This is a genomic window from Bradyrhizobium sp. Leo78 (assembly GCF_059512425.1).
Window position 1 is genome coordinate 1 of record NZ_JCAMOT010000190.1, and the last position, 513, is coordinate 513.

Annotated in this window: 1 protein-coding gene; it reads left to right on the forward strand. The window is 58.5% G+C overall.

Going from position 1 to position 513, the window contains the following annotated elements; translation table 11 throughout:
• The coding region (locus AC5ZG1_RS44220; protein ID WP_496136543.1) for an ATP-dependent DNA ligase at positions 1 to 513 on the forward strand (513 nt) is incomplete at both ends.

The following is a 513-nucleotide window of genomic DNA, read 5'->3' on the forward strand; positions in this document are numbered from 1 at the left end:
CCCCGGCTTCATCGAGCCGGCGTTGGCGACCCAGGTCGATCGGGTGCCTTCCGGGACGCGCTGGGTTCACGAGATCAAGTTCGATGGCTATCGCGTCCAGCTTCACCTTGCGAACGACGACATCAAGGTATTCACGCGGCGCGGAAACGACTGGACCAAGCGCTTTAAGAAGATTGCCGCCGACGCTTACGTGATCAATGCGGCATCCGCGATCGTCGACGGCGAGGTTGTCGTCCCGTCTCCGGACGGCACCACCGATTTTTCAGTCCTGCAGAATGAGTTGAAGGGCAAGTCCACCAAGATCGTGATGGTGGCCTTCGATCTGCTCTATCTGAACGGCTACGATCTTCGGAAGCTGCCCCTGAACGAACGTAAGGCGCATCTCAGAAAGCTGATCGAGGAGACCCCCATCCAATTCAGCGAAAGCTTCGACCTCAACGGACGCGAGATGTACGAGCACGCCTGCAAGGTCGGACTTGAGGGCGTGGTTTCGAAAGTGCGCAGTAGCCGCTA